Here is a 23,483-nt window from a genome sequence, read left to right on the forward strand (position 1 = left end):
GCCGTGCGAGGGCCCGTGTTGGGAGGAAGTCCCGGGCTTCTACGGCCCGAAGGAGATCACTCCTGCGGCCGGCGCAGCAGCGGGGGAGCCGGATGGGGGAGCGGGCCGGCCGCAGCCGGGCTCAGTCCGTCCATGACCAGGGCCACGTAGCGGCGCCAGCCCTCCTCGGCCGGGTCCATGGTCCACAGCACGCTGACCAGCATGCTCATGATCCTCTTCAGGTCGTCGGGCACCAGGTCGCCGCGGATCACACCGGCCTGCTGCCCCCGCGCCACCAGCGGGTCGAGCGCATCGAAGAACCGGGCGCTGACCTCGGCGGAGAGGACGCCGGCCTTGCGGGCGGCGGTCAGGACGTGGTGCTCGTCGGCCGCCGAGGCCAGGGCGGCTTCGAGTACGACGGTCAGGCCGCGACGGGGGTCCTCGTCGGCCAGTCCGCGGTCGATGACGGGCAGTACGTCCTGGGTGAACTGCTGGTCGAGCACGGCCCGGAGCAGGGCGGCCTTGTCGGGGAAGCGGCGGAAGAGCGTGGCGATCCCGACGCCGGCCCGCCGTGCGATCTCGTCGAGCGGAGCATCGGGTCCGAGCTCGGCGTACACGTCGCGTGCCGCTCTCACGATCTTCTCGATGTTGCGCACGGCGTCGGCGCGCAGGGGTTTGGGGCTGTCGGTCGGCACGCTGTCGACAATACAACTGATAGTCGACGATCGGATCCGGTTGACACGTCGCCCGCGTCGAACTGATAGTTGACTACTGATTGTGGGGTGCGCCGACCCCCGGCAAGACACCACCTAGGACCTCATCTATGCAACAGCCGCCCACCGCCGTTCCCCGCACCGGCAAGGTGATCGCGACGCTCGCACTCGCGGGCATCGCCGCAGCCGTCATGCAGACGCTGGTCACGCCGCTGCTGGCCGACCTGCCGAACATCCTCCACACCTCCCACTCCAACTCCGCCTGGGTCGTCACGGCCACCCTCCTGGTCGCGGGCGTGTGCGTACCCATCAGCGGGCGCCTCGGTGACATGCTCGGCAAGCGCCGCATGCTCCTGGCCTGTTGCATACCGCTGATCATCGGCTCGGTGGTGTGCGCGCTGGCCGGCGGCGTCGTCCAGATGATCATCGGGCGGGGCCTGCAAGGCGTCGGCATGGGCATGATCCCGTTGGGCATCGCCCTGCTCCGCGACATCCTCCCCGCCGAGAAGCTCAGTTCCTCCATCGCCCTCGTGAGCGCCTCCATGGGGATCGGCGGCGGCATCGGCCTCCCGCTCTCCGCGGCCGTCGCCCAGTACACGAGCTGGCGCTTCCTGTTCTGGGGTTCCGCGGCGCTCGCCGGCTGCGTCGCCGTCATGATCGTGGCCTTCATTCCCGAGGTCCCGGCCGCCGCCAAGGGGCAGCGCTTCGACGTGATCGGTGCGCTGGGCCTCGCGGCCGGCCTGGTCTCCCTGTTGCTGTTCGTGTCCAAGGGCGCCGACTGGGGCTGGGGATCCGCCACCACCCTCGGCCTGATCGCCACCGCCGCCGTGGTCCTGGCCGCCTGGGGGTGGTTCGAATGGCGGACCACCGACCCGCTGGTCGACCTGCGCACCACGGTCCGCCCGCGCGTCCTGCTCACCAACCTCGCCTCCGTCTCCATCGGCTTCGGCATGTACGCGAGCATGCTGGTCATTCCGCAACTGCTGCAGTTCCCCGCCGCCACCGGCTACGGCCTGGGCCAGTCCATGCTGGCGGCCGGGATGTGGATGCTGCCCGGCGGGCTGATGATGATGGCCGTGTCCCCCCTCGGGGGCAAGCTCACCAACCTCCACGGCCCGAAGCTCACCCTCGTCTGCGGAGCACTCGTCCTGGCCGCCGGTTACGGCGTCGCGCTCCTCTTCTCCGGAACGGCCGTCGGGCTGATGGCCGCCGTCATGGTCATCAACAGCGGCGTCGCCCTCGCCTACGGAGCCATGCCCGCTCTGATCATGAGCGCGGTGCCCCTGGCGGAAACCGGCGCCGCCAACGGCTTCAACGCCCTCATGCGCTCCCTGGGCACCTCCGTCGGAGCCGCCGTCGTCGGTGTCGTCCTGGCCCGGATGACCACCACGGCGGGCGGGTTCACCCTCACCTCCGAGGCGGGCTTCCGCACCGGCCTGCTCATGGGCGGCGGCTTCGCCCTGCTGTCCGGGGCCGTCGCCGCCCTCATTCCCGCCCTCCGGCCGCAGCAGCTCGAACTGCGGGACCAGGCGGGCCCCACGACCGAAACGGCCCCCACCTCGGTGAGCAAGTAGCGGGGCATCCGGCTTCGCCGCTCAGTTCACGGGCCCGTCTCGAGGTACGACGCCAGGTGGGCCAGAGAGGAGGCGATGCCCGCCTCGTGGTCCGCCCGCTCGATGCCGGGCGGAACGTCGGTGGCGGTGACGGTCACCTGGGTGCCCCCGTCGGCGGCGGCGAGGTGCCAGGTCATCGTCATGGTGCCGGCGTACGACGGGTCGTCGGACTCGAACACGGCCTGCTGCACCACGCGTTCCGAGGGCACCAGAGCGGCGAACCGGACGTCGACGACGTCGGTCGCGCCGGAGGTCTTGCCGGGGCCGTCGGCAGGATCGAGGGAGGTGCCCGGGTGGGTGTCGAGGTAGGTGAGGACCATCCGGAACCCGCCGCCCGGCCGCGGGTCCCACCGCTCGATCCGCCCGCTCATCCCGTCCGGCGGGAGCCAGGTTTCGAGGGACGCGCGGTCGAGGAGGGCGGCGTAGACGGCCGACGGCGGCGCCGCGACCGTCCGGGCGGCGCGGTCGGTCCTGCCGGCGGACCGGTCCCCGGGCCCGCCCCGCTCCGCCGACGCGTCGTCCGCGGGAGACTCCAGGGTGCGGAGGTGGGCGGTCACCGCCGCAGTGGTGCGCTGCTCGTCCCGGCTGGCCAGGAGGTCCAGCAGCGCCCCGCGCAGGACCGAGAGCAGCAGGGTGCGCTCGGCGAGGCCCTCGGGCGTGTCGCGCCGGGCCGGCGGCTGGGCCGCGGCGAAGACCTCCAGCCAGTCGGCGATCGTCCGCTCCGCGAACCCCGCCCAGGGCCCTGCGCCGCCGCCCAGCGAACGCGAGTAGCCCTCGACCCAGAGGGTGAGGACCTTGCGGTGTCCGGGGTCGGCGAGCCAGCTCCACACCAGCTCGCCCGTGCGTGCGAGCCCGTCCTCCGGCCGGGCCCGGTGCACGGCTTCGAGCATGCCCGTCTCGTCCTGCCGGGCCCGCGCGAGCAGCGCCTGCACCAGCGCGTCCTTGCTGCCGAACAGGAAGAGGAGGACGCGCGGACTGCTGCCGATCGCCTCGGCCAGGGGGCGCAGGGACATGTCCGCCAGCCCGTGGTCGAGCACGTGGGCGTAGGCCAGCTCCAGGAGCTGCTGCTTGCGGGCGGAGTCGGCGCGGTCGGAAGGGGTCACCCGGACATTATGCTTTACTGAAACAGTCGTTTCAGTAGCTCGATGGCTCAGCAGTAGCGCGATTTCAGAGAGAGGGAGGGTCCCCATGAACGAGGTCCGTGCGGTGATCCGTCCGCTGGGGGAGCCGGGCGATCTCGGCTGGGTGGTGATGGCCCACGGCGAGCAGTACGCCGAGGAATTCGGCTGGGACGTCAGCTTCGAGGCCCTGGTCGCGCGGATCGTCGCGGACTACGCGGCCGGCCACGATCCCGCCCGCGAGGCGGCCTGGATCGCCGAACTGGACGGCCGCAGGGTCGGCAGCGTGTTCTGCGTGGCCGACGAGGGTGGCGGGGAAGGGGATCGGGGCGCCGCCAAACTGCGCATCCTCCTGGTGGACCCGGCCGCCCGTGGCCACCGCCTGGGCTCGCGCCTGGTCGCACAATGCGTGGACTTCGCCCGCGAGGCGGGATACGAGCGGATCCGGCTGTGGACCAACGACGTCCTCGCGGCCGCACGCGGGATCTACCTGGCCGCCGGCTTCCGGCTCGTTGAGGAGGAGCCGCACTCCAGCTTCGGCGCCGACCTGATCGGCCAGGTCTACGAACTCGACCTGCGGGCCTGAACGGTGCCCCCACCCGGCGTACGAGCGCATGGCGTTCGCCGGGCGGAGCCTGGTAGCCGCCCTCCCATTTCAGGAGCAACTCGGCTGTGTCGCAGGCCCGTTGCGGGGTATCCGCGCAGCATGCCCGTCAGGCGGACGCCGCATGGGCGCACGACACCCGGCCGGCCCGCGGGCAGGCGGAGTACTCGAAGGAAGGGAACCGCGATGACGACGACCGGATTGCACGGAATGAAGACCCTCCCCGGCGCACAGGCGCTCCGGCGGCAGGCCGTCCGGACCCGGCAGGAGCTCGGCCGCCTCGTGGAGGACGGGAAGCTCGACTCCGCACGGGGCAAGGCCGTACGGGCCGCGACCACGGTACGGAGCCACCGGACCGCGTGGGTCACCGCCGCCGGGGTACTGGCCGCGGCTCTGCTGGCCCGGCGGAGCCGCCGGGCACGACGCGGTTGAGCTCCGGCACCCGTGAAGGGAGCGGCCCCCGAACATCGGGGGCCGCTCCCTTCACGTCATGCCACCGCTTGGCGCGCTCTCAGCAGGGGCGGACCGGCTGGAGGTTGTGGACGTAGCGGGCCGAGACCCACCCCTTCGAGCCGTGGAGGCGGTACCACACCGGGTTTCCGTCCACCCAGCCCCCGCGCTTCTGGCACACCAGGAGCACCCGCTCGTTCGGACGCAGCTTCTTCACCACGTCCGAGTACACGGTCGGCTTCTCGCGGACGTTGAGCGGTGCGCGGGTTTCGACCACGCCCACGGGGCCGGACTTGCCCTGCCCGTAGCCGGCAGCGAGGCCGTCGGCCGCCCAGCCGGCCGTGCTCAGCGGCCCGATCAGTACTCCGGCCGCCAAGGCGTACGTCAGCAATGCCTTCTTCACCATCGGATCCACTCTCTCCCTGTGTCGCCTGGGCGCGGGGCCGGCAGCCCGTGCGGCCGACCGCCCCGACCACCCCGACCGACTATCCACCGCCCGGGCGGTGGATGGTCGGCGGCCCGGAGGGAACACGCCCCCGTTGCTCCGGATGGCCTAGAGCCGTGCGCCCCGACCACGACGAGAGCTCCGCGTGGGTCCGTGCCCGGGGGTCAGATGATGCGGCCGCCGAAGCCGCCGATGGAGTAGTAGGTCCCGATCTCCTCGCGGTACCCGACGTCGTCGAGGTGCTTCTCGCGGTGGAACTCCGGAGCGTTCTTGATCTGCTCCTTGGTGCCGTCGACGTAGATCTTCTCGCGGTTCGCATCGACGATGATCACGGTGCTCGCCGGGAGCAGCACTTCCTTGCCGAAGATCCAGATCCCTGTGTCCACGACCAGGTAGGCGTCACCGGCCTCGTCGGAGTGCTTGTCGACCTTGCCGATGCTGCCGTCGGTCGCCTCGACCGTGTAGCCGATCAGATCGGTGCCGGTCAGGTGGCCCGCGGTCGACTTGTAGCTCCACACATGCTCAGTCACGCGAAACAACTCCTTCGCCAGACAGGGGGCGGCGGGGCAGTGCCGGCCGTCCCTCTCTTTCGATGTCGTACGCGGCGCCGTCGGCGCCCCGCCCGAACTCGCCTGCCCCGGCTCGGGACCTTCATTCGCCCGGGCCCGGCTCTCCCGCCGGGCGCGTACCGGACCGTGCGCAGGGCAGACGAGCCGCCATGACATGGAGACACGCGCTGCGGCGCGGTGAGAGCCCCGAGACCGGGCCCGTGGCGGCCGCCCGGCAACGACGCCGTCCGGCACACCCGTTCGTTCGGGCGCTGGCCATGGTGGCGGCCTTCGTCGGGACCGTGCTGTTCAGCGTGGTCCTGGCACGGCTCACGCTGGAACCCTCCGCCGCCTCGGTGGACCTGGTGCACAGCAACGTCCGGCCCGGCCACTCGATCAGCGCCTACCTGGACGGCGCGTCGACCGCCCAGGCGGTGCGTCAGTTGGGCGGGAACCTGCTGCTGGGCCTGCCGTTCGGGGTGCTCCTGCCCGTCCTCATGCCCCCGGCCCGAGGGCTGCTGCGGGTCGCCGCGGTGACGGTGTGCCTGATGACGCTGGTGGAGCTGATCCAGGGCGCCCTCGTCACGGGACGCGTCTTCGACATCGACGACGTCATCCTCAACACGACCGGAGCCCTCCTCGGCTACCTGCTGATCGGCCGCCGCCTGGGCCGGGCCGTGCACCCCCGCCGCAGGCACTGGTGGCACCGCCGCTCCCGGCAAGGCATGCCCACGCCCGCGCCCTCGCCGGAGCCGAAGCCGAGGCCTGAGCAGAAGCCGACGCCGATCGCGAAGCCGGCAACGACGCCGCTCGCGAAGCCGAGCCGCGCCGGTTGGCGGAAGGCCTTCCAGCGCGGCGACTGACCCGCTCGCCGCGGCCGGGCCGCAGGCCTCCCCGTGTCAGGTCCCTGCCGTGGGGCAGGCGCGGGGATGTCCGTGCCGCTTCCACCCACTGGGGAGACATGAACAGCGCCCTTCGCCTCCTGGCCCTCCTGGGGGCCTCGATCCTGCTCACCGCCGCGGCCGGCTGGGCCGTCGACCGACTGCTCCGCCGCGCCGACGCACGTCACCCCGAAACGCCCTGGTGGAACCTGCTGCGCCGCTGCCGCCACGCCCTGCAGATCGTCCTGCTCGCCGCACTGTTCAAGGGCGCCTGCCGGCACACGGCGTGGCCGCCGCTGCGGGACAACGCGGCCGTCACGGGCCGGATCCTCTCGCTCGCCCTGATCGGCGCCGGGGCCTGGCTGATCGTGGCCGTGGCCTCCGCCGCCGTCGAGTCGGGGTACGCCCGCTACGCCACCGGCACCCGCGACCCGGCCCGCGTACGCCGGGTCCGTACCCAGGTGACGCTGATCACGAGGGTCGTGACGGTGGTCGTTGCCGTGATCGCGGGCGCCGCGATGCTGCTCACCTTCCCGAGCTTCCGCGCGCTCGGCACCTCCGTCCTCGCCTCCGCCGGGATCATCGGCATCGTGGCGGGCGTGGCGGCCCAGTCCACCCTCGGCAACCTCTTCGCCGGCTTCCAGATCGCCTTCGGCGACATGGTGCGCATAGGCGACACGGTCGTGGTCGCGGGCGAGTGGGGGGTGGTAGAGGACATCACCCTCACCTTCCTCGCCGTACGGACCTGGGACGAACGCCGCATCACCATGCCCGTCTCGTACTTCACCACCACGCCGTTCGAGAACTGGTCGCGCGGCGGAGTCCAGATGACCGGCACGGTCTTCCTCCACTGCGACCACAGCGCGCCCGTGGACCTCCTGCGGGACAAGGTCCTCGAGATCCTGCACGCCTGCCCGCAGTGGGACGGCCGCGGCTGGGACCTCGCGGTCACGGAGACGACGCCCTCCACCATCGTGGTGCGGGCCATCGTCACGGCCAAGGACGCCGACGACCTGTGGACGGTGCGCTGCGCCGTACGCGAGCAGCTGATCGCCTGGCTGGCGGAGAAGCATCCCGGCGCCCTGCCCCGCATCCTGCTGGACCCGGCTCCGACGGTGCCCGCCACGGCCGAGGGGCGCCCCCTCTGAGGGAACTCCCCGGCAAGCAGCACCCGTACGGTGCGGCCACGGCCGAACGGACGCGTTCCTACCGGTGCCGGGCGAGGGTGTGCACGAGGACGATCAGCGCGAAGGCGATGACGAGCAGGTGCACCCAGGACGGGCCGATCGCCGGGGCCAGGGACAGGGAGGTGAACTGATGAGGGGTCATGAGGCGCTCCTGCCCCCGGATGCCGGATCGACGCCCTCCCTCGCGGGACGGCCGCAGGACGGCCGCGGGACCGCCGGGGTCCGGCCGGACGCGCCCGGCCCCGTCAGCGCGGCGCGGGCCTGCCGGACACCAGCCGGGCGGCCTCGATCTCGGCCCAGACGGCCTTGCCGTGCTCATGTGGCTGCGTGCCCCAGCGGTCGGACAGGCGCTCCACGATGTGCAGACCGTGGCCGCCGGGCATGCCGCGCCGCGGGGCGGGGTGGAGCCGGGGCAGGTCCGTCGTACCGTCGCAGACCTCGATGCGCAGCGTTTCCCCCGCGGTGAGCACGAGCTCCCGGCAGCCGTCCGCGTGCAGGGAGGCGTTGGTCAGCAGCTCGGACACGAGGAGCAGGGCGTCCTCGGCGGTCTCCGTTCCGTCCCAGCCCCAGTCGCGCAGGGCCCGGCGCGTGAAGTCGCGTCCCTTGGCCACCGCGCCCCCGACGCCCGCCAGTGCGAGGCGACGCCGTTGGCCTCCTCCGGGAAGGCCGCCGGGAAGGCCGGCGCTCACTGGATCTCCCGTCTTCGGTCCGATGGTCTCCACCGTGCTCTCGCACCCCCGTGCCGACGCTGCTTCGTTCGCTGCTCCCGGGACCGCACGACGAGGTCGTGATCGGGGTCCCGGACTGTTCGTATGCCCCCGAGCGGCCCGGGGACACCCGAGCCCGCCCCCGAGTGTAGGTGACCTCGGGTGTCAGGGCGTTGCCATGTGGAGCCGCAGCGTGAAGCCGTCGTCCACGGCCCGGACCTCGACGAGATCGCAGAGCTGGTGGATCATCCACAGACCGCGGCCGCCGTTCGCCGAGGCGAGGGAGGGGCGGCGGCGGCCCGCCAGGGGGTCGGCCAGACGGCCGCCGTCACGGATCTCGGCGACGACTCCCGCCCGTGCGCCGCCGGTGGTCCACAGGCGCAACGTGCCCTTCCCGCCCCCGTGGGACAGGGAATTGGCCGCGGCCTCGCTGACGGCCAGGACCAGGTCGCCGCGCCGCGCCGCGCTCAGAGCGGTCCCGCGGGCCCAGGCGTCGGCGTACTCGCGCACCTCGGCCAGTCCTCCGTGGGCGTACGCGAACCGGGGCGGCTCGCCCTCGGGTTCGGGCAGCGGCAGGTCGCAGTCGGCCGAGACCCGTACGGCGTCGGTGTACGCCGGACTCGGCAGGTCCAGGGCCCCCGCGATGAGGGTGGGGTGCGTGCGCCGGGCATCGGCCAGCACGTCGGGCGCGAGCCCCCGTACGTCGTACGGGCACAGGATCGTGGCGGGCCGGCCGGCGAAGGCCGTGTTGATGAGGGCCTCGTGCCGGGTGGCCTCCAGGACCTCGGCGGGGGAGCGGCCGGGCCAGATCGGCTCTCCGACGATCCGGACCGCCCGGCTGACGTGCAGGTCGGCGAAATCCTGCAAGCCGGCCAGGATGCGGCCGGGATTGCGCCCCAGCTCGGTCATGTCCGTCCAGGTGACCGCGGCCGCGCTACCGCCGAGGCTCTCGCGCAGGGCGTCCAGGTGCGGGCCCGGCACCGCGACGAGCACCGGTTCGCCGGCCGACACGGCGGTGCGCACGAAGCCGCCCACACCGGACACGTACGCGTCGAGGTCCTGGTAGAAGAGGGCGGGATGGACGAAGGCCCCGGGCCCAGCGGGCGCAGGAACAGTGATCATGCTGCGACCTCCAGCGCGGCGCATTCGTCCGGGAACATCTCCACGACCTTGCGGAGCGAGTACGGCGGGTCGTGGAGCAGCAGGCGCCGTCCCTGCCCGCTGAGGGCGGCCGCAGCCCGTACGAGGGCGGCGACCGCGGCCGTGTCCAGGAAGACCACGGCGGAGAGGTCGAGGTGGACGACGGGGCCGGGAATCGCGGTCACGGCGCCGAGCGCGGCGGACAGGCACTGCCGGGTGTCGAGGTCGCAGCTGCCGCTCAGGCGCGCGCCGGGACGGTCCTGCCACGGCCGGGCGGTGAGCGGCGCCCCGGCGTCCGCTCCCGCCTCCGCGCCGGTTGGGGAGTTCATGGTCCTTTCCTACACCGCGAGCATGCCGTCGCGCAGCCGTGCCAGCGTGCGGGACAGGATGCGGGAGACCTGCATCTGGGAGACACCGAGCACGGTGCCGATCTCCGCCTGGGTCTTCTCCTGCCCGAAGCGCATCCGCAGGATGAGCCGGTCGCGTTCGTCCAGCTGCTCCAGCAGGGGGGCGAGGGTGTGGAACTCCTCGAAGAGCTCCATGCCGGGATCGACGGCGCCGTGGCGCTCCGCAGCCGGCCGGGCGGTCCGGCCCGCCGCGGGCGAAGCGTCGCCGTCCACGGGGGTGGCGTCGAGGGAACTGCTCGTGTAGCCGTTCGCGGCCACCAGCCCCTCGATGACCTCGTCCTCGGACAACTCCAGGTGGTGGGCGATCTCCTTGACCGTCGGCGCCCTGCCCAGGACATCGCTCAGGGAGTCCTGGGCCTTGGCGAGTTCCGTACGCAGCTCCTGCAGCCGGCGCGGTACGTGCACGGCCCACGTGGTGTCACGGAAATAGCGCTTGATCTCACCGATGATGTACGGGAGGGCGAGGGTGGAGAACTCGACCTCGCGCTCCGTGTCGTAGCGGTCGATGGCCTTGATCAGGCCGATGGTCCCGACCTGGATGATGTCCTCCATGTCGAGCCCGCCGCCGAGCACCCGGGCCCGGAAGCGCCGCGCGGCGAACTGGACCAGGGACAGGTTCATCTCGATGAGCGTGTTGCGCGTGTACTGGTACTCGCGCGTCCCCTCCTCCAAGGTGCGCAGCCTCGCGAAGAAGAGCCGCGAGAGCTCCCGGGCGTCACCGGGCGCCATCTCCCGGGCGTTCTCCACCCGGAACAGGTCCGCGTCCTGCGTGGGCGCTCCCGCGGACTCGAGGTCGCACACGGGTACTTCAGCGTCTGCTGCACGCATGGGGCCTACAACGGTGGCCGAGCGATACATGGTGGCCGCTCCCTCCCGATTGACTGACGGCTGCCGGGGGCGCTTCTGCCCCGCCCGGGAGGGTCTACACACTTCGATGCTCGATTCTTTCCCGGGACGGCCCTGCCGACAGGCGCCTGGGGTGAGCAGGGAGCCGGTGGATAGCGTGGGGCCATGGCGAAGACGGGGAAGCAACGGGTCCTGTACCGGCAGGGCAGCGGGTTCTGGCGGATGACGGCGAAGTGGGCCCTGTTCTTCGGAGCCGTGTCCCTGCTGGACGGCGGGCTGCTCCGGTCGTGGGGCCACGCCGTGATCTGGCCGATGGTCGGGATCCTGCTGTGGGTGCCGTTCGGAATCGGCGTCTTCTGGTACCCGAAGAAGGACCAGCGGATCGAGCTGACGGCGCGTGAACTGCGGGTGCGGCGCAAGCGGCTGTCCATGGAGAAGGTGAACCTGCTGCACGTGGCGCACCTGTGGCTGGAGGGGCGGTCGACCGCGGACGCCGAGCCGGTGTCGGCATGGACGCCGTCCGACCGCTGGGTGTGGGTGCCGCTCCTCGACGGCCGGGCCTTCATGCTGGAGTTCCGCGACCCGGCCGCATTCGCCAAGGTCTTCGGGACCTTCGCGGTCGCGGCGTGCGGCGGACCCGACATCGTCCGCGCCAGGGCCGCGGCGGAAACCCACCCGGATCCGCGCCCCGTGCGGCCCCGCCGCTCCTCCGACGATTCGGGCTCCTGGCTGTACCTCCTGGACGCCTTCGACTGAGAGCCGGAGGCGCACGGCAAGGGGAGCCGGGCCGGGAGGCTGCGGTGCCGGAGCGAGGAGCAGGCATACTCCCTGGGAAGAACGTACGGCTGACGATCCGGGGAGGCGGACATGACCGGAGCAGGGGACGGATACGGGCAGAACGTGGTCGGGGACGGCTACCCGGCCGGGGCCGGCTGGGTGGTGGTGGCCCGGGGTGAACTGGACCAGGACACCCTGATTCCCTTGGAGGAGGCCCTCACCGAGGCGGCGGGCCTGCATCCGCTGGTGATCCTGGACGCCGGTTCCATCACCTTCGGGGACTCCTCGTTCCTGAACCTGCTCCTGCGGCTGCACCACCTCACGACCCTGCGCATCGCCGCCCCCGGCGAGCAGTTGCGCCGGCTGTTCGCGGTGACCGGGGCCGATACGGTCCTGTCCCTGCACGAGAGCGTCGAGGCCGCCGCCGGGGCGTGACCCCCTCCCGGCGCCCGCCCGCCGCTCAGCCGGTGTCCGGGCCCTCGGAACGCGGGTGGTGCGGGTCCGGTCCGCCGCCGGGCCGGAAGCACGCGGTGATCGCCTTCCCGCCGTGGCACGCGTGGACGTCCAGGGAATCGGCCAGGGCGTTGACGATCCCCAGCCCGCGGCCCGACGTCGCCTCCGCATCGGCGGCGGGCTCCCGGTGGCGGGGCAGCCGCGGATCGGCGTCCGCCACGCTCACGTGCAGGCAGCAGCCGTCCCAGGTCAGCACGAGGTGCGCGGTGCCGGCCGCGTGCAGGTGCGCGTTGGTGACGAGTTCGGAGACGCAGATCAGCACGGAGTACACGGGGTCGGCGGCCGAACCGCTCCACGGCAGCGACGCCAGGTGGCCCGCCGTCCACTCCCGCGCCGCCCGGACACCCTCCGCGACGGGAAACGACCGGGCCCAGCCCACAGCCTTGACCGCCATCCCCTTCACCCCGTTTCCTCCGTGGTGTGCGAGTACCGCCGGTTCGTCTACCCGGAACCCGCCGGGTCACCCGGGATCTCCCCAAAGCGCCGGGCCCGTGGGTCAGTTCGGGACTGGAGCGGGGGCCTCCCGTCGGCTTCCCTTTCCCGCAGGCGGGATGCACTGTCCCCGGTGTGATCGACCGTGCCTTATCGTCCCTTCGGCGGCGCTAGCCTTCACCGGACCGGTGGTGCGGCGAAGGCGGATCCCCACGGAGTGCAGGGCGCATCGGTGCGCCCCGAAGCCGGGGGTCCTTCTTGTCCCGTTCGTCGGAGTGTCGGTTTCGAGTGTGAGGTTGGGGCGGATGGCCGAGCGGGCGGGCACGGGTTCGGCGGGCGGGGAGCCTCCGCTTCCGGGCGAGGGCGGGATCGGCGAGGCGGAGCTGCGCAGGCTGCTGGCCGGGCTGACCGCGGTACGCGACGGGGATTTCCGTACCCGGCTGCCCGATGCGGCGGACGGGCTGCTCGGGGAGATCGCCACCGTCTTCAACGGGATGGTCAACCAGCTGTCCCTGTTCACCTCCGAGGTGACGAGGGTGGCCCGCGAGGTGGGCACCGAGGGAACGCTGGGAGGCCAGGCCGACGTACCGGGAGTCGGCGGCGCCTGGCTGGACCTCACGGATTCGGTCAACTTCATGGCGGGAAACCTCACCGCCCAGGTGCGCTCCATCGCCCAGGTCGCGACCGCCGTGGCCAAGGGCGACCTGTCGCAGAAGATCACCGTCACCGCGCGGGGCGAGATCCTGGAGCTGAAGGAGACCATCAACACGATGGTCGACCAGCTCTCCGGATTCGCTGGCGAGGTGACCCGGGTGGCCCGCGAGGTGGGCACCGAGGGCCGGCTCGGCGGCCAGGCGGACGTGCAGGGCGTCTCCGGTACGTGGAAGGACCTGACGGAGTCGGTCAACGTCATGGCCGACAACCTGACCGCCCAGGTGCGCTCCATCGCCGAGGTCACCACCGCCGTGGCCCAGGGCGATCTGACCCAGAAGATCCGCGTGGACGCGCGCGGGGAGATCCTGGAGCTGAAGGAGACCATCAACACGATGGTCGACCAGCTCTCGGCCTTCGCCGACGAGGTCACCCGCGTGGCCCGCGAGGTCGGCACCGAAGGCAACCTGGGCGGTCAGGCCACGGTCCGGGGCGTCTCCGGCACCTGGAAGGACCTCACCGACAACGTCAACGTCATGGCCTACAACCTCACCGGCCAGGTGCGCTCCATCGCCCAGGTGGCCACCGCCGTCGCCCGCGGAGACCTCTCGCAGAAGATCATGGTGGAGGCGAAGGGCGAGGTCGCCGCGCTGGCCGGGGTCATCAACACGATGGTCGACACCCTGTCCGCCTTCGCCGACGAAGTGACCCGGGTGGCCCGCGAGGTGGGTACGGAGGGCCGGCTCGGCGGTCAGGCGCAGGTGCCCAACGTGGCGGGCACCTGGAAGGACCTCACCGACAACGTCAACTCCATGGCCAACAACCTCACCGGCCAGGTCCGCAACATCGCCCTCGTCACGACGGCCGTGGCCAACGGCGACCTGTCCAAGAAGATCGACGTGGACGCCCGCGGGGAGATCCTGGAGCTGAAGACCACCATCAACACGATGGTCGACCAGCTCTCCGCCTTCGCCGCCGAGGTCACCCGCGTCGCCCGCGAGGTCGGCAGCGAGGGCCGGCTCGGCGGCCAGGCCGAGGTCGAGGGGGTCTCCGGCACCTGGAAGCGGCTGACCGAGAACGTCAACGAGCTGGCCGGGAACCTGACCCGCCAGGTCCGGGCCATCGCCGAGGTCGCCAGCGCGGTCGCCGAGGGCGACCTGACCCGTTCCATCACCGTCGACGCCTCGGGCGAGGTCGCCGAACTCAAGGACAACATCAACTCCATGGTCGGCTCGCTCCGCGAGAGCACCCGCGCCAACCAGGAGCAGGACTGGCTCAAGTCGAACCTGGCCCGCATCTCCGGCCTGATGCAGGGCCACCGGGACCTGGCCGCCGTCGCCGAACTCGTCATGGACGAACTGACGCCGCTGGTCGCCGCCCAGTACGGAGCCTTCTACCTCGCCGAGGACCGCCCCGGCGGCACCGTGCTCACCCTCGTCGGCTCCTACGGGCGCTCCGCCGCCGCACAGGAGGGCGCCGCCTTCGCCCTCGGGGAGTCCCTCGTCGGACAGGCGGCCCGCAGCCGCCGGATCATCGCCACCGACCAGGTCCCCGCCGGCTACGTGATCTCCTCCGGGCTCGGCCACACCACCCCGGGCAGCCTGATCATCCTGCCGATCGTGGTCGACGACCAGATCCTCGGCGTGATCGAACTGGCCTCCTTCTCCGCCTTCACCCCCGTCCACCGCGACTTCCTGGCCCAGCTGATGGAGGCGATCGGCGCCAACGTCAACACGATCGTGGCCAACGCCCGCACCGACGAGCTCCTCGGCGAGTCCCAGCGGCTGACCGGCGAGCTCCAGGCCCGCTCGGAGGAACTCCAGGTCCAGCAGGTGGAACTCCAGCGCTCCAATGCGGAGCTGGAGGAGAAGGCGGCCCTCCTCGCCAGCCAGAACAGCGACATCGAAGCCAAGAACCTGGAGATCGAGCAGGCCCGGCAGGAGCTGGAGACCCGCGCGCAGCAGCTGTCGCTGGCCTCCACCTACAAGTCCGAGTTCCTGGCCAACATGAGCCATGAGCTGCGCACACCGCTCAACAGCCTCCTGATCCTGGCCCAGCTGCTCGCCCAGAACCCCGCGCGCAACCTCACCCCCAAGCAGGTCGAGTACGCCGGCATCATCCACTCCGCCGGCTCGGACCTCCTCCAGCTGATCAACGACATCCTCGACCTGTCGAAGGTCGAGGCCGGCAAGATGGACATCAACCCCGAGCGGGTGCACCTGCCCCAGCTCCTGGAGTACGTCGACGCCACCTTCCGGCCGATGACCACGCAGAAGAGCCTCGACTTCACCGTCACCACGGCCCCCGGCGCCCCCGACGACCTGCTCACCGACGACTCCCGGCTGCGCCAGATCCTGCGCAACCTCCTGTCGAACGCCGTGAAGTTCACCGAGCGCGGCGGCGTCGAGCTCCGCATCGAACCGGCCGCGGCCCCCGAGATCCCCTCCGGACTCTCCCGGCGCGGTCCGATACTGGCCTTCCGGGTGCGCGACACGGGCATCGGCATCCCCGAACAGCAGCTGGAGTCGGTCTTCGGGGCCTTCCAGCAGGCCGACGGCACCACCAGCCGCAAGTACGGCGGCACCGGTCTCGGGCTCTCCATCAGCCGCGAGATCGCCCAGCTCCTCGGCGGCGCCGTCACCGCGGAGAGCACTCCCGGCCAGGGCAGCACCTTCACCCTCTACCTGCCGGTCAGCCGCGCGGCCTACGAGGACGCCTCCTCCGCCGATGCTCCCGCGGCGCTCCCGCCGGGGGCCTCGTACCGAGAGGTGAAGGCGCAGGGCGGCCGTCCGGGCGAGCCCGTGCTCCCGGAACAGCGACGCTCCCGCCGCCTGCTGGTGATCGAGGAGCGGACGCACGGCCTGCTCTCCCTCGTCGCCGAGAGCGCCGACCGGGACTTCGCCCCCGGCCACCGGGGGGCGGGGGAGCGGGGCGGCATCCACGTGGTCCACGCCACCGGATCCCGCGAGGCGGCCGCCGCCCTCGCGGCGCACTCCTTCCACTGCGTCGTCCTGGAACTGGACCTGCCCGACGGCGAGGCGCTCCGCTTCCTCGACGCCCTCGACGGAGACCCGGCCCTCGCCTCGCTGCCCGTCCTCGCCCACAACAACCCTCGGGTACGGGCCGGCCAGGAGGAGGCCCTGCGCGGGCGGTCCGCATCGCACCGCGTGGAACTGCTCTCCAGCCTGGACGAGCTGCGCGAACGCATCGCGCTCCACCTCTCCGCCGAACAGCCGGGAGACGTCCTGCCCCTGGTGCACGGGGACGTGCGCCGCCGCAGGACCGCCGATCACGTACGCGAAGGCGACCTGGCCGGACGCACCGTCCTCGTCGTCGACGACGACGCCCGCAACCTCTTCGCCCTCAGCGGGGTCCTGGAGCTGCACGGCATGCGGGTGCTCCATGCCGAGGACGGCCGCAAGGGCATCGACGCCCTCGTCCGCAACCCCGGCGTCGACATCGTCCTGATGGACGTGATGATGCCCGAACTGGACGGCTACGCCGCCACCGCCGAGATCCGGCGGATGCCGCAGTACGCGGGCCTGCCCATCATCGCCGTCACGGCCAAGGCGATGCCCGGGGACCGGGAGAAGAGCCTCGCCGCGGGCGCCAGCGACTACGTGACCAAGCCGGTGGACGCAGACGACCTCATCGCCCGCATCCGCCGCCGGCTCACCCGGTGACCGGGGACACGCGCCGGCACGACGATGCCCGCCGGCCGGGAACGCCGGACGCCGACCGGGCGGCGGGCCTCGTGCCGCAGCAGGCCCCGACGCCGCTGGGGCGCCTCGTCGCCACCGTGGAACGGCTGCGCCGCGAAGTGCTGGAGGCACAGGCGGCCGCCGACGGGCGTGCCCTGGTCGAACTGGCGAAGGGCATCCTGATCGGGCAGCTGAACTGCACCCCGGCCGCAGCGGCCCGCCAGCTCGACGTACTGTGCCGCGAGAGCGGCATGTCCCCGCTCGAACTCGCCGCGGACATCGTCAACCAGGCCTCCCGCGACCGCGTCAGCGAGATCGCCGCCGAGTTCGTCGAACGCACCGGGGCGGGTGCAGGTAACGGTACGGGTACGGGCACCGGCGGGGCCGGCCCGGCCGATCGGCACGCCACGGTGGCGGTGCGCCTGCGCACAGCCGAGAGCGGAGTGCTCGCCGTCGCCGCCGACACCCAGACGGTCGCCGAGTCCCTCCTGACGAACGCCCTGGGCCCCCTGGGAGCCGTGGCGGTGGCCGTGTGGGCCGCGGAACCCGACGGCTCGCTGGCCCTCGCCGGCCACGCCGGATTCCCGCCCAGGGAAGCCGCCCGCTGGCGCCACGTACCCCCGGGCGTCTCCACCGTCGCCCGCCGCGCGCTGGGGGAGCGCCGGCTGGTCACCCTCACCGACCTCGACCGGGAAGGCCTCCCCTCCATCGGCCGCGCCGAGTGGCCCGACGGCGGTCGGATGGCGGTGCCCACGGGGACGGGCGGACGCATCCAGGGCGTCCTGGAGATCTGCTGGCCGCGGCCCCTGGAGCCGCAGGCACCCCAGATCGAGCGTCAGGTCGAGGCCCTCGCCGAGCTGTGCGCCCGCACCATGGAAGCCTCGCCCCCGTGCGACCCCGCGGCGGCCGACGCGGTCCTGCCGGACGTCGCCGAGCTCATCGACCTCGCCGAGGGCCTTCAGGACCCGGCCGTGGTCCTCACCCCGGTCCTCGACTCCGACGGCCGGCTCGCCGACTTCCGGATCAGGCACACCGGCAGCCGCTTCGTCGACCCGGTGGGACGGCCGCGAGGCGACGTCAACGGCGCCCTGCTGCTGGAGGCCTACCCGCTGGCCGCCGGGGAGAGCGGGCTGTTCGACATCATCGAGCGCGTGCACGCGACGGGCGAGCCCTTCCGCGCCGAACGCATGAGCCTGACCGCGCTCGTCGACCAGATCCCGCTCACCTCGGTCGCGAACATCAGCGTCAGCCGCCACGGCTCCGCCGTCCTGCTGATCTGGCGGATCCAGGACGAGACGGCCCGCCTGGCCAACCTCCTCCAGCACGCCCAGCGCCTGGGCCGGATCGGAGGCTTCGAAGAGAACCTCGTCACCGGCGAGACCACCTGGAACGCCCAGCTCTACGCGCTCCACGGACTCCCGCCCACAGCGCCCCCGGTCCGGCTGAGCGAACTCCCCGGCTACGCGCACCCCGACGACTCCGCCGCCCTCGGCCGCTTCCTGCGCGCCGTCCTGCGCCACCGCCGCCCCGCCTCGGTCAACCTGCGCCTGCGCAGATCCGACGGCATCACCCGCCACATCCGGGTCGTCGCCGAGCCCGTCCTCGACGCGGACCAGCGGCTGCACGCGGTGCGCGGCGCCTACCAGGACATCTCCGCCCAGCACTGGACCGAGGTTGCCCTGGCCGCGACCAGGGACCAACTCGCCCACACCGAGGCCGAGTCCGCCGAACGCAACCGGCTGGCCCTCCAGCTCCAGCACGCCATCATGCCCCCCACGCCGCAGGCCATCGAGGCTCCGGGCCTGCGGGTGGCCGTCCGCTACCGGCCCGCGGAGATCGAGGCGCTCGTCGGCGGAGACTGGTACGACACCGTGGTGCTGCCCTCGGGGCTGATCATGCTGTCGGTGGGCGACGTGGCCGGGCACGGCATCGAGGCGGCCACCGGCATGGTCGTCCTGCGCAACGCCCTGCGCGGCCTCGCCGTCACCGGGGCGGGCCCTGCCCAGCTGCTGTCCTGGCTCAACACGGTCACGCACCACCTGGCCAAACACGTGACGGCCACGGCCGTCTGCGGCCTCTTCGACCCGCGCACGAGGGTGATGCGCTGGGCCCGCGCGGGCCACCTGCCGCCCGTACTCGTCCGCGGCGGGGAGGCGGAGGCCTTCCCGCTCATCGAGGGGCTGCTCCTCGGAGCCCTGCCCGATGTCGCCTACGTCGAGCGGGAGGTGCAGCTCGAACCGGACGACACGCTGCTGATGTACACGGACGGGCTGGTGGAGCGCCGGGACTCCTCGGTGCAGGAGTCCCTCGGCCACCTCGTGCGCGTGGCGGCCTCCGCCGCCGGGGACCTGGACGGCCAGCTGGACCGCCTCCTCGCCGAGAGCCGTTCCGACACGGACGACGACACGTGCGTGATCGGCATCCGCGTCGGCTGACGGTCTAACGGGCGGCGATCCGAACGGAGTCGACGGTCACCTGCTGCCGGGGCGCTCCGTCGCTCCCGCCGTCCCTGGTCCCCTTCTTCGCGATCTCGACCAGCACCCGGGCGTTCCGGGTGATCTTTCCGAACGGGGTGTAGTGCGGGGGCAGCCGGGTGTCCTGGTACACGAGGAAGAACTGGCTGCCGTTGGTCCCCGGTCCCGCGTTCGCCATGGCGACGGTGCCGGCCGGATAGACGGCGCCCGTCAGGTTCTCGTCCGCGAACCGGTAGCCGGGCCCGCCGGAGCCGGTTCCGGTCGGGTCCCCGCACTGCAGGACGAAGATGCCCGCGGTGGTGAGCCGGTGGCACGTGGTCCCGTCGAAGTACTTCCGGCCGGCCAGGTACGCGAAGGAGTTCGTGGTGCACGGCGCCTTCGCCGTGTCGGCTTCGAAGACCACGGCGCCGTGGTTGGTGTGGAGCGTGGCCGCGTACGGCCGCAGACGGCTGACGTCCCCGGGCGGGGTGCCCACGCTCCTGGCCGCCTTCCCGTCCGGCGTGTACGCACAGCCGGCGGCGGCCGAGGCCGGGCCCGTGGGCCCGGTGAGCAGCCCGGCGGCGAGTGCGGCGCCGGCGGCCACGCGGAGAACGTTCGAGAGCATGGGGGTTCCAATCCAAGAGCAGGGACCGGCCCTTGATACCGGTGTCCCGCTCCGTCCCGGGGAGAAACGCCGTACGGGTCCTTCGATCAGCGGATCCGGGCAGCTCGCCTCCACGGGCCGGCCATCGACAGAGGAGCTGTACGTGAACCATCGGCCCGAGCCCTTCGAGATCCTCCCCGGCGCCGCCGCGTCGCCGGTGATCCTGCACGTGCCGCACTCCTCGCGGGTCATACCGGAGCCCGTCCGCCGGGGAATCCGCCTGTCCGACCGTGCGCTCGACCGGGAGCTCGACCACATCACCGACTCCCACACCGCCGAGATCGCCGCGGCGGCCGCGGCCTCCTCCGCCGTCACGCCGTGGCGGTTCGTCAACGGGCTGTCCCGGCTGGTCGTCGACCCGGAGCGGTTCCCCGACGAGCGCGAGGAGATGCTCGCCGTGGGCATGGGCGCGGTGTACACGCACTCCACGCACCGGGAGCGCCTGCGCGCCGAGGGGTTCGACGTCCGCCCCTTGCTCGACCGCTACTTCCACCCGTACGCGGAGGCGATGACGCGGGCCGTGGAGGACCGGCTGCAGGCCGCCGGACGAGCGGTGATCATCGACGTGCACTCGTACCCGACGGAGCCCCTCCCGTACGAACTCCACGGTGAGGGCAGCCGGCCGCCGATCTGCCTGGGCACGGATCCCTTCCACACCCCGCCCGCCCTCCTGGCCGCCGCCGGGAAGGCGTTCGAGGGCTTCGGCGGCACCGGGCTCGACAGTCCCTTCGCCGGCACGTACGTGCCGCTGAAGTACTACGGCAAGGACGACCGGGTCGGCGCGCTGATGGTCGAGATCCGCCGGGACACGTACATGTCGGAGCCCGGCGGCCCCGCCGGTCCCGGCCTCGCCGCGCTGGCGGCGGCCCTGACGGAACTCGTCGGCGAGCAGGCGACCTGATCCGGTCCGGGCGGTGGATCGCGGGGGCCCGGGGCGTGTCGGTCCTGGTCCGGGCCGCTGCCGTCCGGCACGGTGGGCGCGGCCGCCGCCGTCCGCCACGACGGCCCCAGAACCGTGTGAAGGGGTGCGCATGACGGAGAACGGCACCTCCCGGACCAGCCGCCGCACCCTCCTGCTGGCCGCCGGATCGGCCGGCGCCGCCGCACTGGCGGCGGCCTGTTCGGGTCCGGCGACCACCCCGGGTGCGGCAGGCCGGCCCGAGGGCCCCGCGTCCCCGGCCGCGAACGCGACCCAGACCCCGACCCGGCCCGCACCCGCGGTCGCAACGGGATCGCCCACCCCGGCGTGCGTGCTGACCACGGAAGTCGGCGAGGGCCCGTACTACCTCGACCTGGACCGGGTGCGGTCCGACATCACGGAAGGCCGGGCCGGCGTGCCGTTCCGCCTGGACCTGACCGTGGTCCGGGCATCGGCCGGCTGCCGCCCGGTCCCCGGCGCCGCGGTCGACGTCTGGCACGCGGACAGCTCGGGCGCCTACTCCACCGGCAAGGACACCTTCCTGCGCGGCACCCAGCTCACGGACGCCGCCGGGCGATGCACCTTCCGCACCATCGTGCCGGGCTGGTACCGGGGGTTGGCGCCCCACATCCACTTCAAGGTGCGCCCCGACCGGGACACCGAGACGACCTCGCAGTTCTTCTTCCCCGAGGAACTCCTCCTCCGCGTGTACGCGCTCCAGCCCTACGCCCGCCGCAAGGCCCCGGCCCACCCCAACACCCGGGACGGCCGCTACCGGGACTCGGGCGCCGCGATGACCCTGAACCCGTCAGCGGACGCGGCCGGCTACCGGGCGGCGTTCACCGTCGGCATCAGCTGACGTCCGCCGAGGGCTCGTACCAGAGGCTCGTCATCGGGGCGTGCACGGTCCAGCCCAGCGCGGAGTAGAGCGCCCGGCCGTCGGGCGTTCCGACCAGGATGCCGGTCCGCGCACCGGCCTCGTACGCGGTGTTCTGGAGCGTGCGCATCACCAGGCCGCCGAGGCCCTTGCGCCGGTGCTCGGCGGCGGTCTCGACCTGGTCGACCACGCCATGGGCGCCGGCAGGGGAGACGGCATGGGCGATCTGTCCCCGGGCCGCGAAGTGCCCCTCGCGCGTACGGACCAGCACCCGGCTGACGCCGCCCCGGTTCCAGCGGGTGAGCGTGTAGCCGGCCGGCACCTCGGGGTGCTCCGGTACGAGGCGACAGGTCATCAAGAAGCCCGGGATGTCGCTCCGCCAGCCCGGCCCGACCCAGGGCAGGACCGCCTGCTCCTCGGCGAACAGCTTCAGCCAGGTCCCCGGCGCGCTCGTGGCGGCGACGAGCTTGCGCACATCGGCCTCGGAGGGGTCCGGCAGCACGTGCCGGGCGACGTGCTTGGGCTGCCCGACGTCGATCGTCCACCCCCACGGCTCGTCGACCGGGTCCGCGCTGCCGCGGGACACCACCCAGCCGCTGATCCACATCCGCACGAGCTCACTGATCCCGCTGTCCGGCATCGCCGCTGCCCCCTCGATAGGTAATAAGTGATAACCCCAAAGGGACCTTACGTAACGGGGGTGGGTCTTGGCCATGGGCGGGGTGGTTGTCGCATGCGCAAGATCGCCGCGCGGGGCTACTGCGTGAGGAACGCGCGGAGTACGGCGACCGTCTCCTCCGGAGCCTCGAAGGGCCAGAAGTGGCCCGAGTCGAAGAGGTGGACGCCGCTCCCCTCCGGAAGGTGCGCGAGGACCTCGGGGTCGGTGTAGAACTCGCGGGGCTGTAGCGGGTCGCCCGCTCCCTGCAGGAGCAGGACCGGGCATGTCCACCGGGGGATGAGCCGCGTGCGCCGCTCGATCCATTCCTGACGGAACGAAGAAGAGTGGAAGTAGCGGGGGACCGCCGTGCTGATTCCGTCGTGGCCGAACTCCTGCACGGTGCGCGCGAGGTCCGAGGCGTTCACTGCGCGCTCGGTGAGCAGGAGGTAGGCCGTGGCCACGAACCGGCGGGCGTCGGCCAGCATCGAAGGCGCCTCGGGTGAGGTGAACATCGCCTGCTGGGGGTGGAGTTCGGGGTTCAAGTGCCAGAGGTGCTGCTGTCCCCGGCCGTACCGGACCACGCGGTCGCCCGCCCGGGCCACGAGATGGTCTCCGACCGGAGTGCCCCGGTCGTGCGTGATCAGGCTGAACCGCTCGATCCGGAGCTGGTCCAGGAGGGCCTCCAGCTGGATGGCGACACCCTCTTGGCGGAAGTCGCCGGTTCCCTTCTCCGACTGGCCGTAGCCCTTCAGGTCGATGGCCAGGCAGTGGTGGTCGGAGCCGAGCGCCTCGAGCGCGTAGTGCCACTGCCACCAGGAGTCGGGCACGCCGTGGAGGAACACCACGACGGGGCCGTCCGCGGGTCCTGCCTCGACGTAGTGCCAGCGCACGCTTTCGCCGTCGCCGGGAGCCTCTGCGATGCGGTGGGTGACGGTGACGTTCCCGAGCTGCTCCTGGTCGCCGTCGGCGTCGAGGGCGCGGGGCGGTGTGTGGGGCAGGTCGACGATGAGCTCATCGACTCCGGCGAGTCTGGAGAAACCCTCCTCCAGCCCCGCGCGGACCCGCTGGGGAAGCGGGGAGTAGGCGTGCTGGATCACGGTGCCCTCGGACGGCATGGCCGGTCCTCTCTCGGAGTGAGTAATTGATGAAAGCATCAGTCACGCGAGAGTCATCAGTCAATGGGTTGCGGCCATGTACCGG

The 23,483-nt window shown here is 72.4% G+C and carries 24 protein-coding genes; 11 read left to right on the forward strand and 13 right to left on the reverse strand.

The window, feature by feature from the left end:
* Positions 1-56: 56 nt before the first annotated feature.
* Positions 57-674, reverse strand: coding sequence for a TetR/AcrR family transcriptional regulator (locus tag ACFRU2_RS24760; protein WP_382975684.1), 618 nt, complete (start codon positions 672-674; stop codon positions 57-59).
* Between the two features lie 128 nt (positions 675-802).
* Between ACFRU2_RS24760 and ACFRU2_RS24765 the strand changes: the two genes are divergently transcribed.
* A complete protein-coding gene (locus tag ACFRU2_RS24765; protein WP_382975686.1) occupies positions 803-2,266 on the forward strand; it encodes an MFS transporter in 1,464 nt (487 codons plus the stop codon).
* A 26-nt stretch (positions 2,267-2,292) separates the two neighbouring features.
* On the opposite strand, the gene ACFRU2_RS24770 is transcribed toward ACFRU2_RS24765, so the two are convergent.
* Positions 2,293-3,408: an SRPBCC domain-containing protein gene (locus tag ACFRU2_RS24770; protein WP_382975688.1), complete on the reverse strand. Its 1,116-nt coding sequence runs from the start codon at positions 3,406-3,408 to the stop codon at positions 2,293-2,295.
* An 85-nt stretch (positions 3,409-3,493) separates the two neighbouring features.
* On the opposite strand from ACFRU2_RS24770, the gene ACFRU2_RS24775 reads away from it, so the two are divergent.
* Both ACFRU2_RS24775 and ACFRU2_RS24780 read left to right on the forward strand, forming a co-directional pair.
* Positions 3,494-4,009, forward strand: a complete 516-nt coding sequence (locus ACFRU2_RS24775; RefSeq protein WP_382975690.1) for a GNAT family N-acetyltransferase — start codon at positions 3,494-3,496, stop codon at positions 4,007-4,009.
* Positions 4,010-4,213: 204 nt separating this feature from the next.
* The gene (locus tag ACFRU2_RS24780; RefSeq protein WP_382975692.1) at positions 4,214-4,459 is read left to right on the forward strand and encodes a hypothetical protein; all 246 of its coding nucleotides are present in this window, start codon (positions 4,214-4,216) and stop codon (positions 4,457-4,459) included.
* A gap of 79 nt (positions 4,460-4,538) precedes the next feature.
* On the opposite strand, the gene ACFRU2_RS24785 is transcribed toward ACFRU2_RS24780, so the two are convergent.
* Both ACFRU2_RS24785 and ACFRU2_RS24790 read right to left on the reverse strand, forming a co-directional pair.
* Positions 4,539-4,883, reverse strand: coding sequence for an SH3 domain-containing protein (locus tag ACFRU2_RS24785; RefSeq protein WP_382975694.1), 345 nt, complete (start codon positions 4,881-4,883; stop codon positions 4,539-4,541).
* Positions 4,884-5,086: 203 nt separating this feature from the next.
* Positions 5,087-5,452 carry a PRC-barrel domain-containing protein gene (locus tag ACFRU2_RS24790; RefSeq protein ID WP_382975696.1) on the reverse strand — a complete coding sequence of 122 codons (366 nt, stop codon included), beginning with the start codon at positions 5,450-5,452 and terminating at the stop codon, positions 5,087-5,089.
* Between the two features lie 188 nt (positions 5,453-5,640).
* On the opposite strand from ACFRU2_RS24790, the gene ACFRU2_RS24795 reads away from it, so the two are divergent.
* Together ACFRU2_RS24795 and ACFRU2_RS24800 are read left to right on the forward strand one after the other, a co-directional pair.
* Positions 5,641-6,333, forward strand: coding sequence for a VanZ family protein (locus ACFRU2_RS24795; RefSeq protein WP_382975698.1), 693 nt, complete (start codon positions 5,641-5,643; stop codon positions 6,331-6,333).
* A 98-nt stretch (positions 6,334-6,431) separates the two neighbouring features.
* The gene (locus ACFRU2_RS24800; RefSeq protein WP_382975700.1) at positions 6,432-7,499 is read left to right on the forward strand and encodes a mechanosensitive ion channel family protein; all 1,068 of its coding nucleotides are present in this window, start codon (positions 6,432-6,434) and stop codon (positions 7,497-7,499) included.
* A gap of 58 nt (positions 7,500-7,557) precedes the next feature.
* Here the strand turns inward: ACFRU2_RS24800 and ACFRU2_RS24805 are convergent, their stop codons facing one another.
* The 5 genes from ACFRU2_RS24805 to ACFRU2_RS24825 all read right to left on the reverse strand — a co-directional run bounded on the left by ACFRU2_RS24805 (position 7,558) and on the right by ACFRU2_RS24825 (position 10,620).
* Complete coding sequence (locus ACFRU2_RS24805) at positions 7,558-7,680, reverse strand: hypothetical protein (RefSeq protein ID WP_351382685.1); 123 nt, start codon at positions 7,678-7,680, stop codon at positions 7,558-7,560.
* Positions 7,681-7,783: 103 nt separating this feature from the next.
* Complete coding sequence (locus ACFRU2_RS24810; RefSeq protein ID WP_382975702.1) at positions 7,784-8,227, reverse strand: ATP-binding protein; 444 nt, start codon at positions 8,225-8,227, stop codon at positions 7,784-7,786.
* Positions 8,228-8,410: 183 nt separating this feature from the next.
* The gene (locus ACFRU2_RS24815; protein WP_382975704.1) at positions 8,411-9,367 is read right to left on the reverse strand and encodes an anti-sigma factor RsbA family regulatory protein; all 957 of its coding nucleotides are present in this window, start codon (positions 9,365-9,367) and stop codon (positions 8,411-8,413) included.
* Positions 9,364-9,714 (reverse strand): STAS domain-containing protein, encoded by a 351-nt coding sequence (locus ACFRU2_RS24820; RefSeq protein WP_382975706.1) that lies wholly within the window; start codon positions 9,712-9,714, stop codon positions 9,364-9,366. The genes ACFRU2_RS24815 and ACFRU2_RS24820 overlap by 4 nt, the downstream gene beginning before the upstream one ends.
* A gap of 9 nt (positions 9,715-9,723) precedes the next feature.
* On the reverse strand, positions 9,724-10,620 hold the full coding sequence (locus ACFRU2_RS24825; RefSeq protein ID WP_382975708.1) for a SigB/SigF/SigG family RNA polymerase sigma factor: 897 nt from the start codon (positions 10,618-10,620) through the stop codon (positions 9,724-9,726).
* 183 nt (positions 10,621-10,803) lie between these two features.
* Here ACFRU2_RS24825 and ACFRU2_RS24830 point away from each other — a divergent pair, with 183 nt between their 5' ends.
* Positions 10,804-11,394 (forward strand): hypothetical protein, encoded by a 591-nt coding sequence (locus ACFRU2_RS24830; protein ID WP_382975710.1) that lies wholly within the window; start codon positions 10,804-10,806, stop codon positions 11,392-11,394.
* A gap of 111 nt (positions 11,395-11,505) precedes the next feature.
* On the forward strand, positions 11,506-11,850 hold the full coding sequence (locus tag ACFRU2_RS24835; RefSeq protein WP_274546519.1) for an STAS domain-containing protein: 345 nt from the start codon (positions 11,506-11,508) through the stop codon (positions 11,848-11,850).
* Positions 11,851-11,875: 25 nt separating this feature from the next.
* Here ACFRU2_RS24835 and ACFRU2_RS24840 read toward each other — a convergent pair whose 3' ends face one another.
* A complete protein-coding gene (locus ACFRU2_RS24840) occupies positions 11,876-12,322 on the reverse strand; it encodes an ATP-binding protein (RefSeq protein ID WP_382975712.1) in 447 nt (148 codons plus the stop codon).
* Positions 12,323-12,665: 343 nt separating this feature from the next.
* Between ACFRU2_RS24840 and ACFRU2_RS24845 the strand changes: the two genes are divergently transcribed.
* Together ACFRU2_RS24845 and ACFRU2_RS24850 are read left to right on the forward strand one after the other, a co-directional pair.
* Positions 12,666-16,694, forward strand: a complete 4,029-nt coding sequence (locus ACFRU2_RS24845; protein WP_382975714.1) for a HAMP domain-containing protein — start codon at positions 12,666-12,668, stop codon at positions 16,692-16,694.
* Positions 16,691-19,147: a SpoIIE family protein phosphatase gene (locus ACFRU2_RS24850; protein ID WP_382975716.1), complete on the forward strand. Its 2,457-nt coding sequence runs from the start codon at positions 16,691-16,693 to the stop codon at positions 19,145-19,147. Before ACFRU2_RS24845 ends, ACFRU2_RS24850 begins: the two co-directional genes overlap by 4 nt.
* A 4-nt stretch (positions 19,148-19,151) precedes the next feature.
* Here ACFRU2_RS24850 and ACFRU2_RS24855 read toward each other — a convergent pair whose 3' ends face one another.
* Entirely contained in the window at positions 19,152-19,790 is a 639-nt protein-coding gene (locus ACFRU2_RS24855; protein WP_382975717.1) for a peptidylprolyl isomerase, read from the reverse strand.
* Between the two features lie 142 nt (positions 19,791-19,932).
* On the opposite strand from ACFRU2_RS24855, the gene ACFRU2_RS24860 reads away from it, so the two are divergent.
* Both ACFRU2_RS24860 and ACFRU2_RS24865 read left to right on the forward strand, forming a co-directional pair.
* Positions 19,933-20,730, forward strand: coding sequence for an N-formylglutamate amidohydrolase (locus ACFRU2_RS24860; RefSeq protein WP_382975719.1), 798 nt, complete (start codon positions 19,933-19,935; stop codon positions 20,728-20,730).
* A 130-nt stretch (positions 20,731-20,860) separates the two neighbouring features.
* Entirely contained in the window at positions 20,861-21,607 is a 747-nt protein-coding gene (locus ACFRU2_RS24865) for an intradiol ring-cleavage dioxygenase (protein ID WP_382975721.1), read from the forward strand.
* Here ACFRU2_RS24865 and ACFRU2_RS24870 read toward each other — a convergent pair.
* Entirely contained in the window at positions 21,600-22,265 is a 666-nt protein-coding gene (locus ACFRU2_RS24870; RefSeq protein WP_382975723.1) for a GNAT family N-acetyltransferase, read from the reverse strand. The genes ACFRU2_RS24865 and ACFRU2_RS24870 overlap by 8 nt on opposite strands.
* A gap of 116 nt (positions 22,266-22,381) precedes the next feature.
* Positions 22,382-23,398 (reverse strand): alpha/beta fold hydrolase, encoded by a 1,017-nt coding sequence (locus tag ACFRU2_RS24875; protein WP_382975725.1) that lies wholly within the window; start codon positions 23,396-23,398, stop codon positions 22,382-22,384.
* Positions 23,399-23,483 lie beyond the last annotated feature (85 nt).

It is taken from the genome of Streptomyces sp. NPDC056883 (assembly GCF_042788835.1).
Lineage (GTDB): Bacteria > Actinomycetota > Actinomycetes > Streptomycetales > Streptomycetaceae > Streptomyces > Streptomyces stoeckheimensis.